Annotated in this window: 16 protein-coding genes; 8 read left to right on the top strand and 8 right to left on the bottom strand. The window is 41.2% G+C overall.

The window, feature by feature from the left end; all coding sequences use genetic code 11:
• Positions 1-37 precede the first annotated feature (37 nt).
• The 3 genes from BOP96_RS26040 (at position 38) to BOP96_RS26030 (ending at position 3,661) form a co-directional block, all read left to right on the top strand.
• On the top strand, positions 38-1,495 hold the full coding sequence (locus BOP96_RS26040; protein ID WP_073454411.1) for a hypothetical protein: 1,458 nt from the start codon (positions 38-40) through the stop codon (positions 1,493-1,495).
• Between the two features lie 91 nt (positions 1,496-1,586).
• Positions 1,587-2,942 (top strand): hypothetical protein, encoded by a 1,356-nt coding sequence (locus BOP96_RS26035; protein WP_238346865.1) that lies wholly within the window; start codon positions 1,587-1,589, stop codon positions 2,940-2,942.
• Positions 2,939-3,661 (top strand): hypothetical protein, encoded by a 723-nt coding sequence (locus BOP96_RS26030; protein WP_073454409.1) that lies wholly within the window; start codon positions 2,939-2,941, stop codon positions 3,659-3,661. The genes BOP96_RS26035 and BOP96_RS26030 overlap by 4 nt, the downstream gene beginning before the upstream one ends.
• On the opposite strand, the gene BOP96_RS26025 is transcribed toward BOP96_RS26030, so the two are convergent.
• The 3 genes from BOP96_RS26025 to BOP96_RS26015 form a co-directional block, all read right to left on the bottom strand.
• On the bottom strand, positions 3,658-4,254 hold the full coding sequence (locus tag BOP96_RS26025) for a hypothetical protein (protein ID WP_073454407.1): 597 nt from the start codon (positions 4,252-4,254) through the stop codon (positions 3,658-3,660). The two genes, BOP96_RS26030 and BOP96_RS26025, sit on opposite strands and share 4 nt — an antisense overlap.
• The gene (locus tag BOP96_RS26020) at positions 4,251-5,189 is read right to left on the bottom strand and encodes a hypothetical protein (RefSeq protein WP_138726252.1); all 939 of its coding nucleotides are present in this window, start codon (positions 5,187-5,189) and stop codon (positions 4,251-4,253) included. Before BOP96_RS26020 ends, BOP96_RS26025 begins: the two co-directional genes overlap by 4 nt.
• A 311-nt stretch (positions 5,190-5,500) precedes the next feature.
• On the bottom strand, positions 5,501-6,103 hold the full coding sequence (locus BOP96_RS26015; RefSeq protein WP_138726251.1) for a hypothetical protein: 603 nt from the start codon (positions 6,101-6,103) through the stop codon (positions 5,501-5,503).
• Between the two features lie 223 nt (positions 6,104-6,326).
• On the opposite strand from BOP96_RS26015, the gene BOP96_RS29875 reads away from it, so the two are divergent.
• Positions 6,327-7,016 (top strand): hypothetical protein, encoded by a 690-nt coding sequence (locus BOP96_RS29875; RefSeq protein ID WP_138726250.1) that lies wholly within the window; start codon positions 6,327-6,329, stop codon positions 7,014-7,016.
• A 37-nt stretch (positions 7,017-7,053) separates the two neighbouring features.
• Here the strand turns inward: BOP96_RS29875 and BOP96_RS26005 are convergent, their stop codons facing one another.
• On the bottom strand, positions 7,054-7,824 hold the full coding sequence (locus BOP96_RS26005) for a hypothetical protein (RefSeq protein ID WP_073454398.1): 771 nt from the start codon (positions 7,822-7,824) through the stop codon (positions 7,054-7,056).
• Here BOP96_RS26005 and BOP96_RS26000 point away from each other — a divergent pair.
• From BOP96_RS26000 to BOP96_RS29870, 3 genes are all read left to right on the top strand, one after another.
• A complete protein-coding gene (locus tag BOP96_RS26000) occupies positions 7,805-8,194 on the top strand; it encodes a hypothetical protein (protein ID WP_138726249.1) in 390 nt (129 codons plus the stop codon). The genes BOP96_RS26005 and BOP96_RS26000 overlap by 20 nt on opposite strands.
• The gene (locus BOP96_RS30200) at positions 8,191-8,367 is read left to right on the top strand and encodes a hypothetical protein (protein WP_175563016.1); all 177 of its coding nucleotides are present in this window, start codon (positions 8,191-8,193) and stop codon (positions 8,365-8,367) included. The genes BOP96_RS26000 and BOP96_RS30200 overlap by 4 nt, the downstream gene beginning before the upstream one ends.
• A gap of 82 nt (positions 8,368-8,449) precedes the next feature.
• Entirely contained in the window at positions 8,450-8,755 is a 306-nt protein-coding gene (locus tag BOP96_RS29870; protein ID WP_122749038.1) for a hypothetical protein, read from the top strand.
• 57 nt (positions 8,756-8,812) lie between these two features.
• On the opposite strand, the gene BOP96_RS25995 is transcribed toward BOP96_RS29870, so the two are convergent.
• Genes BOP96_RS25995 through BOP96_RS25985 form a run of 3 tightly spaced genes read right to left on the bottom strand, consistent with a single transcriptional unit; the run spans position 8,813 to position 10,278 of the window.
• Positions 8,813-9,355 carry a hypothetical protein gene (locus BOP96_RS25995; RefSeq protein ID WP_073454394.1) on the bottom strand — a complete coding sequence of 181 codons (543 nt, stop codon included), beginning with the start codon at positions 9,353-9,355 and terminating at the stop codon, positions 8,813-8,815.
• Between the two features lie 15 nt (positions 9,356-9,370).
• The gene (locus tag BOP96_RS25990) at positions 9,371-9,907 is read right to left on the bottom strand and encodes a hypothetical protein (protein ID WP_073454392.1); all 537 of its coding nucleotides are present in this window, start codon (positions 9,905-9,907) and stop codon (positions 9,371-9,373) included.
• Complete coding sequence (locus tag BOP96_RS25985) at positions 9,904-10,278, bottom strand: hypothetical protein (protein WP_073454390.1); 375 nt, start codon at positions 10,276-10,278, stop codon at positions 9,904-9,906. The genes BOP96_RS25990 and BOP96_RS25985 overlap by 4 nt, the downstream gene beginning before the upstream one ends.
• Before the next feature lie 191 nt (positions 10,279-10,469).
• Here BOP96_RS25985 and BOP96_RS25980 point away from each other — a divergent pair, with 191 nt between their 5' ends.
• Entirely contained in the window at positions 10,470-10,778 is a 309-nt protein-coding gene (locus tag BOP96_RS25980; RefSeq protein WP_073454456.1) for a helix-turn-helix domain-containing protein, read from the top strand.
• Positions 10,779-10,797: 19 nt separating this feature from the next.
• On the opposite strand, the gene BOP96_RS25975 is transcribed toward BOP96_RS25980, so the two are convergent.
• Positions 10,798-11,016: a hypothetical protein gene (locus tag BOP96_RS25975; protein ID WP_056788923.1), complete on the bottom strand. Its 219-nt coding sequence runs from the start codon at positions 11,014-11,016 to the stop codon at positions 10,798-10,800.
• Positions 11,017-11,880: the final 864 nt, after the last annotated feature.

Raw genomic sequence — 11,880 nt, 5'->3', positions numbered from 1 at the left:
AAATGATATAATTGTTCATATAACAAACAGATCTAATATGAAGTATACAAAAGACGAAGAAAGGCAAGCGCTGGCCCGAAGAAATCAAGCATCCGAAATAGATGCGGAACAGCAAGTCAAAGATATTGATGCAATGCTTGCCAAGAAAGGTTTCGCTAAGAAACTACCTGAACCAAATCCAGCACCTAACATTGAACAACAAGGAGTTATCAGCGGGGGGGTGAATGTTAAACGCGCAGTTCCTTTAACAAAGCTGTCTAATGAAGAGGAAGAAGAACAGCTACCAGTGGATGAATTCGTTTCTGCTCTACTGAAAATAGGTAAAAAATACGATAGAAAAGTAATGCAGAAGAAAGACGACATTCATGACGGCGTAGACCTTTTCTTCATCAAAGTAGGGCAAGAACGCGCTATTGATGTGAGTGTAAAGCATAGTGGTGATATACGATTCAATGAGGGCGATTTGAATTGTCAGATGAATCAAGACATTGTAAGAACGGTAGCTCCTTTTAAATTTCACCAGCCTGACACCGTGCTTGAGGTGTGGGTAGATGATTCTAAAAAGACTGCAGAAGCAATTGCTGCGCAAGAAGAGTTCATTAAGAACACCATTGGTACGTTGATAGAGTCTGGCGTAAGCCTGGATCGTATTATTTTAAAAAACGAGCAATTCAACTCTATTCTTGCAAAGTACAAAACAGACGCACAGGCAGCTAATCCAGAAGAATCTGCTGTAGCTGGTGTTAATGTTGTGAGTCAAAACAAGCCTGTTGAAAAGCCAGGTGAACCTGCTGCACCAGTGGCTGAATCCTCTCAAAAGGTCGCTCAACCAAAAGAAGAAATTCCTGCGGAGCAGAGCGCCGATGTAGTGAAAGATAGAATTGAAGAGATCTTTTTGGGCGAAGGGTTATTCAGGAGGGGAGATTCTATATTGGATATGATAAATAGAGGGGTAGAATTAGATAAAACAGAAGGGCTAAAGATTAAAATATCACAAGATGGCAGTACCTTTAATGTCACAAAGGTTGGGGGTGATGCGAGCATTCCAGATCGAAATTTTCAATTTGATACTTCAAAGATGCCTGATGCTGAAGAGTACAGAAGGGTCTTCAATTCGCTTGAAGGTCAAGGTCAGTTGGCAATCATAAGATCAGGTATGAATCTCGAAAATTTTGTTAAGCAAAAATCTTATCTAAAGAAAAATGGGATTGATTTGTCATTTTCAGATGATTACCAAGACGTGGTTGTTTCGAAAGTAAATGGTAATACAAAAGAGAGGGAGACATTTCCTCTGAGTAGCATCGTAGTTGGGACTTCAAAATTAGGGGCGGGGTTGTTCAACGCACTGAATAATATTTCAAGCGCAGATAATCAGTTTAAAGAAATAAAGCCAAGCAATGCAGCCAAAGCAGCAAACGCGGATGCTTTGTTTGAGCCAAAAACTGTGGATGTGGAAGAGAGGCAAACAAGTCGAAGAAATAAACCTTCGATGTAAAAATAATAAGAGAACCTACGGGTTCTTTTTTTTGCGCATAATTTGATGACTGCTAAATGGTATAATTAAAGCAATAACAAACAAATCTAAAATGAAGTTTATAGACAAAATCAAAGATAACCTCAAAGAGGTTTTTGGCGGAAAAAAAGACACGGGATTCTCAGAGAATACAGTAGATGTAATTCAGTCTTTTCAAGATGCAGATTCTACACCTAGTGTCATCAATGATTTGCCTGAAAATCAAGAACAATATAGCGATGATATATTAAAGGCTTTCGCAGAAGAATCTAAGACGTTTGGTATGGGAAGCAATAGTCAAACTAAATATGATTATTTGACTGATACAGATGGGGCATTTCGTGACAAGGTTATTGCTAGTATAAATGTTAAGCGAGTACCAGAGTCAGAGCTGGCTAAAAGCCCCGAAAATTCTATGGTCGAGGCAAAAGATTATCTAGCTGAATTAAAGGTGATTCTAGAAAAGTACAATATGTCAATTATGGAGTTTTCTAATTCCAAGATTAAGATAGCGGATGAAAGTAATAGAACACAATTTGACCTCAACAGAACAGGTGGGGTTAGATTTTATGTAAATATCAATGGTCCGTGGGTTCAAGAGGTTGTTGACTTTGAAGCAAGACATAATTATACGGGAAATAAAAAAAGCATTGAGCTTTCAACAGATTCAGATTTAGTAAGCCATGAAGAACGTAAAAAATATTTCGTGTCATGTTATAAAACGCTTCATGCTGCAGGTATCGATCATAAGAGAATTGTCATTCTTGATAAAGATTTCAGATACCTTATGGATGAGTTAAAGCCTAAAATCGAACCTGTCAAAGTTGATGCGGAATCAACCAACAACGCAAAACCAATGAATTCACAAGCTCCACCCTTAACTGCAGGAGTAAGAACAATCACTGCACAAGAGGCTTTGGAACAACGCACCTTGAGAATATTAAGATATTGCGGTGGTGATTTAGAATATTTAGAGAGTAAAAGTAAAGTTTTGGCCAGTGAGCATAATTTAGAGATTGGTTTTAGTCCAGATGGCGATCATGTAACTGGTTCAACAGTCGATAAAAAGTTATCCGCAACTTTTCTCACAAAAACTGTCGAGAAAGGAGAGAGGTATATTCATGAGTTAAGCATGAGAGAAGTAGGCAATACAATTCGTAGCATTGTTATGAATTCCAAAGGGAATCTGTCCACATTTGAAGATTTAACAGGAAAGGCTTCAAATGATTTAAGTATTGATATTTCAATTTCACAAGATTCTAAAAATATTGTTGGTGAAAAAGCGAAAGACGGAAATCTACACAAAGTATCATTAGAGCTAAATGGCATTAATGGAGGTAAAATTCTTTCAGAAATGCACAAGCTTGAAAAGAATGAGCAAGACGACCACACGGTGAGGGAGGCAGTTAAAAGGGGGTACAAACCATGATTTCGATGAAGGGGCTGTTCTCCTTCTTCGTACCTAACCAAGCTCAAAGGCCAAGAAGCAAGGAGGCTTCCAAAGCTGCAGATGAGCTGGTGGCGAAGCCTGAATTCCTCAATAGATGTCGAGAACGTTTGATCAGCACCATGATTCGCTCGTCACGGTCCTTGCCGCTTGTTGTTTCCCATGACGGTGAAGAGGTGACAGCCACGGCCAACGGCTTGGCGTCTGTTCTCGTGAAGGGCAAGGGCTTCTGTGTCCTTGACGTGCGTACCCAGTCTGCAGAGCTAGCGCTTTCCCTGATACGGGATGTGCATCATGAATTCTCAGTGGGAGCTACGAACGAAGGTCAGATCATTCTCTCTTTGTTAGCTGATGAGTCTGTGACGCCTGAAGGGGGACTTGTACGGCTTATCACTGACGTAATCCACGCTGCGTGCATCGATCTGCCTGACTCGGTGCTGGAAGCTGGGCGTGACGATGTGGAGGGTCAGGTTTATGCTGTGATTGCGCGTAAGCTTGCTTCGACGCTAGGGCAGTACTTCGCTGATAATCAGCGCATACCGCTTTCTGTAGCGCGCCATGAAGCCTTAAAAACACCTCACCTGGTGGGTGATGAAGACTTGAAAAGCTTTTTGGATAAGAAACTACAGAAGAATGCAGATGTTCTATTCGATGAACTTTACACATTTGATACGACAAGCACCTACAGAAAAGGCGATTAAAGGTCGCCCTGTAAATCTGTAAATATCTCGGCTAGCACTGATTTGTTCGTTGGAAATTTAAGGCAGATTGTTAGAATTTCCATGGGTTGTCTGTATTCCCATTTGACCTTCGAATAACCCATCTTGAAAATAATCCTGTCCAGCTCGAATAGATTTTCTACAAAGTGAGTGTTGATCTTGTTGTTTTCGAATTGGGTGTACTTAAAAATACTATAATAGTCATCCATGTGTTTTACGAATGCCTTTACCTCTTCAATGCACATTTTCCATTCGGATGAGCCGGGTTTGATTTTTGTGTAAGTCCTAATCATGCTAGTGACAAACATTAGAGATGCACAGGTTTCGATTGGTTGTTTCAGAAAATTGCTTGTGATTATTTGATCAAATGCAGTGCAGTATTTATCCAGCGGGGCGCCTAGTTTCTTCTTAATCCCGAAGTAAGATTTATCTTCTGGTGGAGGGTCGGAGTTAAAAATTTGATCTAGGATGTCAACGTTCGGATTGGGAATGTCTTTTTCATCATCACCATTTATTCCCGTATCTAGGTTTTCCATCATTTGATGTATTGCGTCTTCATCATATTCGTCTGTCATAATAGTCTCGCTATATTTGTTGGTATTGAAAGGATTTTCATTAGTATTTGTTGAGGTTTGGTGGCCATTAGAAAGGCTCTGTATGACTTGGCTTTTTTATTCAGATACGTTTCATTGTATCTAGCGAAAAGGTGCCCATACCTTTTCAGAAATGGTTCATAAGTGATTAGCATGTCTTTATGAAGTGAGGGGTGTTCTGTCATGTAATCTAACGGGTATCTAAGCCATTCCGGTTTATTCACGTAATGCGTAAAGTATCGGGCATAGTTTTTCTTTAGCAAAAAAGCGATGTATTCATTAATGCTGTTTGGTCTAGCCTTTTCAGCCCACTCATCGAATTGGCATAGTTGAAAAGCGTCAAATGCCAGCCAGTTTTCTTCATTCGTAGTGAAGTTGTTTAATGATTCTTCGTTTTGAATCTGTGCCCAGTCATGTCTGATTCGGAATCTATGATCCGTACAACGGCTATTGGCTCTATAGCCGCTGACATTCAGTGCCTCAGTAGGAAAAGCATATAGCGACTTTAGGAAGCCTTTCAGGTCTTTCTCATAGAACCACTTCAAACGAAAAGCGAAAGGTTTGTTAGCCAAACGTTGTGAGTAATCGTCAAAGATAAGCGCGTTGATTAAATCGTTGCGGGTCGGGCAATTCGAAAAGAAAAGTAGAAATTCAATTTCTTTGTTGTACTTGTAGAGAATGAAAGGATTACTCAGCTCTGTGTAATTTTTGGCACTATTGATTTCGTCAAGTGTATTGGGCTTTGGATCGAAATCGAAAGTCTTGCTGTAAAGCAATTCGTTCAAATCATTGATCGGAATCTCTCGACCTTTAGTTAGGCTGGCTTTAAACATATTGGCATTGTTTGTTTTTTCTTCTCTAATTATACCATTTGAGCGCGCCGAAACTTTACATATAGGATAAAGAAAATCAGGCATTAAGCCTGATGTTTTTTGTTTCTGTAAATGATTAGGTAGGAGAGGGTAATTGGTACTGCGATGTAAGCAATTGAGCCGCAAATAATTTGAGTTAAATTTGTTTTTTGAGAAACAACCTCTAACCAATTTATGAAACTAAAATTGCCCATGGAATGGCTCATGAAAATTGAGCAAGCTATCAATATAGCAAGCGCAAGCATTGCAAATTTTATGAAGCGTTCAATTTTATAGTATTTGGCATAAGCTTGGATTGTAGAGGGTTTTGAATTTTGCATAATTTTTAAGTTTGTTTTTATAGATTATACCATTTTTTAGGAGGATTCTTTTAGGAAGACGTTACTGAAATATGCGAGGTCTTTGAGATTTGATTTGGGGTAGTGTGCAAACACCTGGCAAGTGATCGCATCCACTGCGACCATGCAATGCAATTCTCCTAATCGGTTTTCAATTGAGACGAATAGCTTATGTGTTCTTGTTTCCATATCTTGCATTAACTCTACAAATCCTTCCTCTCCATTTGGGATGTATTTGATTACTGTGTTTTCAAGGTCTTTTGTTATTGAGCGTAAACCTTGAAGAAGATCTGTTTGGCTAATCTTGATGGCCGTTTCTGAAGGGCTCCTGTACGGCATGAATTTCCTATACGCTTTACTGTAGTCTTCGTTAGTAAAAGAATCCCAAGTGTCGTAATTCACCACAACCTTGAAAAAGCGGCAAAGGTGTAGCTTTAAATATTCTTCATTTTCAGATTTGGCGCTATGGCTAATGTCGAATTCAAAACAGCAGTAGTGTTCGTGTTCTATGCGAATAGCTTCAGGTGCTGTAATGCAGATGTGTCTTTCTAGTAATAAGTCTCTAGTGAAATGCACCTGTATCTTTGTACTGAAACGTTTTCTTTGCGAAGTGTAAATCATAAGCTCACTTGTGTTTGCTTGGTGCAGCTTCGCTAGAGTTTGGATAAGATTCTGATTGATTGATGGCTTTCCGTTTGCTGTGAAGTCTTGAAATGTGAGTCTCGTGGCTGGCTTTAATACGTGAATGTTTGAATTCGGCATGTGAAGGATTTTATTTATTTAACGTATTATACCATTTTGGCAAAGCGCATTTGTTATAATGACAAAAACAACTGTGTACAATATGAATGAATTAAATTTTAACGAACCAACAGTGCAGATTGATTTACCAGATCTTTTCGGTACGGAAAAGTCAAAAGAGAACGTCGCGGAAAGAACTGACTCACTGATTCAGACTTTAAGCTCGATAACTGAAAATCGTGGCTTGAATGCATCGCTGGTAGGAATCAAGCTTCCAGCACCAGCACCAGCACCAGCACCAGCACCAGCACCAGCACCAGCACCAGCACCAGCACCAGCACCAGCACCAGCATCCACCGCTGCGCATTCAGTTGCGTCTGTTGAGGCTACGTTAGGCATCGAGGAAGATGAATGGCCTGTCGTTGTGCCTGATGTGATTGTGCCCTTGGGTGTGAGCGAGTCCTATGAGCCTCTAGGCATCGTCCAGGTAGAGGAAGAAGTAAGCTTAGACGTAGCTATAGCAACGCCGCCGGCTACGCCTGTGGAAGAGAAGGGCGGTTCCCTGGCTGATTACAAACGCTGGGCTCTTGAGTACAAGAAAGAAGAAGAAGCGCTTTTGCGTGATGCTTTTAAAACTGCACGGATATTAGTCAGTTACGATTTTGACCCTACGGCAACAGAATTCGATTATTTAGAGAATGTGCTGAAAATGGCTCTTATCAAGCGTGGAGTTTACAACGAATGTAGATATGAAATTTCCAAGCGCCTGTTTGATCAATTCATTAGCGAGTGAAATCCTTAAATTAATAAAAGCCCCATGTGGGGCTTTTTTATACTTCAAGCCCGAGCAGTTTCATAGTGGCTTGTACGGTGGCAAATGTATGAACCAAATCGACTATTAATGTAGAAGCGCAGAGCTGTCCCATGACACCGATGAAGCTGCGTTGTCCTGAACCTGTAGCCATTTTATGAAGGGCAAATAAAGCATTCACGAAAAACAGAAACCCAATCATCTGAAGGCCAGATATTATGTTTTTAAGGTTTCCTTCTAAACCGCCAGCATTTTGCGAGTCAATCATTGATTTCACTTTGTCAAATGTCGGTCCAGATATTTGACTGCTTGCAACACTCCAACACATATCTTTGTTTTTACCGATCTTCCAATCTTCAAGTGTATCTTCATTTGTTATATAGCAGGCTCCCTTGGATTCTGAATTGAAAGTTTTAACAGCCGAATCTACAGTGGATGTAATGTTGAGCATTAGCACACCAATGATTAGTCCGAATATCATTTTATTTTTTACATCGTGTTTGCTCCCCGCGCCCACTTCTGTGTAAAGAACCATATTTTTAAAGGCTATGACTACAAATATTAGTCCCCCAAATACACTGATGGTTTTTGTTAGCCAGATTATTATTGAAATAAAATTCTGATATTCGTCCCCGTTGGGATTATCTACATCTGCGTCATATGCATCGTCGTTGTCATCAACTCCGACAAATCCGCTTGAATGTTCTGATATTGATTCACCTGTAATCGGTTCTGCGTAGCTGAGAGGTACTGTCGTTAAAGTAATAGCTATGATTGCTGAAAAAAGCATCAGCCATCTTTTTATTATTTTCATTGGTTGTAAGGTTTGTTTCTCAAATTATACCATTTTGAAATGCTATAATAGATACAAACAAACAAGCCAAAAAATGAGAAAGGAAATAACAGTCGATGAAGTTAATGCGTTGAAGGCTTTTGACCTTAATGTCGAAGGTGAGCAGCTAAAGAGGTTGTCGATTCAGGTAAAGATTAGAGTGAAGGGTGATAAATTTTTAAAATTTACAAAGAAAATGCAAAAGATAACAAAGATTAAAGTGATGAATTTCCGAGCGCCAATTTTTATCGCGTTTAGTGGTCAGGCTATTTCTGCGCTTTATGATCTGAGTCTTGAGCTGATTGGTCAGCAGGAGGCAGTGAAATGAAAATAGGGAAAAAGAAGCCATTTAACTACTACGATGATGAAGAGCCGATCACACATAAAAAAACAGATGATGAGGTTGACGAATGTTTGAGTCTGGATATGAATATCCATCTTGAGCGGAAAAAGCATCAAGAATTTAGAGAGAATTGGAAACCTATTAATACAGACCTTTGAGTCTGTTTTATTATTGTTGCTTAATGGTAAATTTGATTAAAGTGAAATGCTATAATTCGCTTAACAACAAACTTTACTAAAAATGAATACATATGAAACGATTGCGCTTGAGCTAGAAGATAAAAAAGATAATGACTATGTGAGGGCTGTGAGGCTTCATAATCAAGAAGCAAAAAGAAGACGATTAGCAGAGGAATTGGCTAGATATGACTTGGTTGTTGAAGCTGACAGATTAGCTAATCTATATTTCCACAATTTTGAAGATGAATTTGCTCAAAGCCTTCCATCTACCAAGGACGCTTACCTTTTTGCAGTAGGTAAACTGGCTACAATGAATTTAACCCCTGATGAGAAGAAGATTATAAGATTGAAAATTATAGGTGGATAAGGCAGAAGCTTGATGAGTTTTAAAGGCAGTAGATTTGCTCTACTGCCTTTTTTGTTCTTAAAAAATCCTGTCTTTGTATTTTTCTGTGAGTGGTATATCTCGTTTGATTTCGTTGACCTGTTGGAGCGGTGTTGTGCTTCCGTTTTTGTTGATTATATAAAGCTTGTTTTCTGAATCCATACCTAAATCGAATTCGTAAGGTCTTTCATCGTCTCTATCCATTTTTACTATTTTGATTGCATTATTGTATTTACTGGGTGTGAACGTACTTACTTGAGTTCGCCCTGGTGTACCGTCCACAAATAACTGTACCTTAATAAAGCGCACGCCCTTCATGTCTGAAGGGTTGCCCGTGTACTGAATATCACCTTCTGCATAGCGAGTAATGGTATATGCGTATTCGGTTTTTTGTTGGTCGAACTTTATGTATTTAGATTTGCCGACTTGATCTATTACTTTGTTACCAAAGCCCTGAATATCCGCGCTGACTTGGTTTTCATTGTAGCTATCGTTTTTCGAAAAGCTTGTGTCAGCTTGTACAAGTGTAGCTGTTGAAATTAGCAAAGCTGTAAATGCAAAACTGCTGATTTTTTTGATCATGGTATGAAATTCCATTTAGAAAGCGTAAGGGCTTTTTTTGTCTTTTCTTGAAACGTACTTCTTAATTGTATCGACCTGTTCTAAGTGGGTCGTAGACGTAGGGCCGTCGATTAAGAACAACCGTTTGTCTTCATCCATTCCAAGATCAAATTCATAAGGACGCTCGTCGTTACGGTCCATTTTTTCTATTCGGATAGCCTGACTATATTTGCTAGGCTTGAACGTGCTGACCTGATTGGGTAATTCAAAACCGTCTTTGAAGGCTCTGACACGGATAAAAATCACACCTTGATGGTCTTTAGAGTTGCCTGTGTATTGCACATCGTTCGAACCCATGCGTTCAATGACGTAGGCATATTCTGTGCCTTGCAGATCAAATTTGAGATACTTCGATTTGCCTGCTTGATCTAAAATCTGATTTCCGAAACCTTGTATGTCTACGCTGACCTGATTGTCTTTGTAGCTTTCATTCTTCGAAAAGCTGGGGGCAGCATGAACAAAGGTGGCAGCGGAGAAAATCAAAGCTGAAAACATTAAGTCAGCAATTTTCATTTCACGATTCCTTTTATCATCATCGTTATTGAAATCACCGCAATGATGAAGAGTGTCCATCCGAACACTCGGTCCCTTTGTTCTTGTGTGAATTTGTTGACGAATTTCGTCAGCGCGTACAAACCCCACGCCATGGGGATGAGAAGGACGTAACCCAAGCCACTCTGAAAGCCCTGCGAAGCAGCAAACACAAGGACGCAGACTACAAGGTAGATAATCTGGACAAGGTTGCCTTTAAGGCTCACCTCTTTCTGAAAGGTCTCACGCATTTCCTTGCCGTGGGCTTTGTCACGTTCGTTGGCCTGGAAATGTGTTTCATGCTTTTGGCCGTCATACGACAACCATTTATCATTCTCATTGCGATCTGCCATTCCCTGAATCCTCGACCTGGTTACACGTAGAGCCCCTGACAGACGGCGTGGTGGCCGTCTGATACCTGAAGCGGATTCTACGCCAGCCATCGTATTCTTAGCAAAAAATCCGATGGCACAGAGCGTTTGTAGACAAGGATTTTTACGGTGAAGTGCTTGTTTGAAATATGTGAACAGGCTGAAAAACTGTGGTGCTTGCAAAAGCGATTAAGAAATACCGCCTGGGGAAGGGAATCACACAAGCGGAGCTAGCCAATCGGTCAGGATTCGACCCAAAGACGATCAGTCGATTTGAGACTGGTGAGTACGTCCCAACGGTCGAGGCTGTCTACAAATTTGCTGAAATTCTAGGCGTGCCGGTCAAAGAGTTTTTTGCGGATCTGGATGGGGAGATTGAGCAGAGGGCTTTTCTCTTTGAAGTGATCCACAACGCTGATGCTGATGAGCTTCGGAGGCTGGTTGCGTTGGTAGGGAAAGCACGTAAGGCGCCGAAGCCCTAGAGTGTTCCTGGGCAGTGTTTTACAAGCCAGCCTTCACCCTCTCTGGATCACCTTCTAACTTGTCTTCAACCTCTTGGAATGAGCGAGCTATCTCCAGCAGCTCGCTTGCTGCTTGCTCATCGCCAGTTGCCTTCATACGGTCAGCTACTGCGACCAGATCAACGCCAGCCCATTTGAGGGTGGCTGCTGCTTCTTTAAGATCGTCGCGCAATGCTTGTTTGGGCTGCGTGAGGGGCATGGTGCTATCCGTTGATTTCAGTTCCTGGTGAGTATGACCAAGGGAGAATGAGGATCTCAAGAATCCACCCTGATCAATTGCGTTTGTCGCTACGAAGCTAGTGAGGAAGAACGGGCACGTTGCGCGCTATGAATGGCGGTGTTACTGACCGCATCCTGGGCATTCGTTGTATCGATGGTCTTGTATGAGATCGGGGATCTGAATGCTGATTAAGGCGAAGCCCCGAATTCGCCATACCTCCGGGGCTTCTGTTCTCACCACCATCCCTCAATGTCAGCGAGCGTGGCGTGACGTTAGCAAATTGACTGGTGGGTGCCAATCCATGCATTCACTTCAGCACTGTCAGTCAAACGGGGCGATGCACTGATCAATACTCATGTGCAAAAAAAGTGGGTCTGGGCTTGGGTTCTGAACGGCTACACCACCGCTGTCTCTGGTGACATGATCAAGCTGAAAACTGCTAAATATGCAGCGTTCGGTTTCAGGGAGCCCGGTTTGCCGGGCTTTTCTGTTTCTGACGGTTGCGAGATATGGTGGTGGGTAAAAGGTTTTTAGGCTTCTTTTTTGCCAAACTCTACCTGTTGCGAGAAATGGGCTAGCCTGTAGAACTCCTTTCTGCAGCTCCTTTAGGTAGGGCCAAACCGTCTGTTTTGGTATCAAGAAATCTGGAGGGGGCGAGTTAACGGAAGGCTCTCGTTTTCCGTGGTGTATGGGATTATCAAGCCAGGCCCAGCAAAATGTGCATCTGTCCTCCTGCTGTTTTCTCTTTTCTATCTACGGCGGTTGCAGGAGCTGAGTGCAACACGGTTATTGAATTGAAGCCGGAGCATCATGCCGCATTGCCATGGAATTTTGCATGACCTC

Origin of the sequence: Pseudomonas sp. FSL W5-0203, from assembly GCF_001896155.1 — a bacterium.
GTDB classification, from domain to species: domain Bacteria; phylum Pseudomonadota; class Gammaproteobacteria; order Pseudomonadales; family Pseudomonadaceae; genus Aquipseudomonas; species Aquipseudomonas paracarnis.
This window is presented reverse-complemented; position numbering and strand designations above follow the sequence as displayed.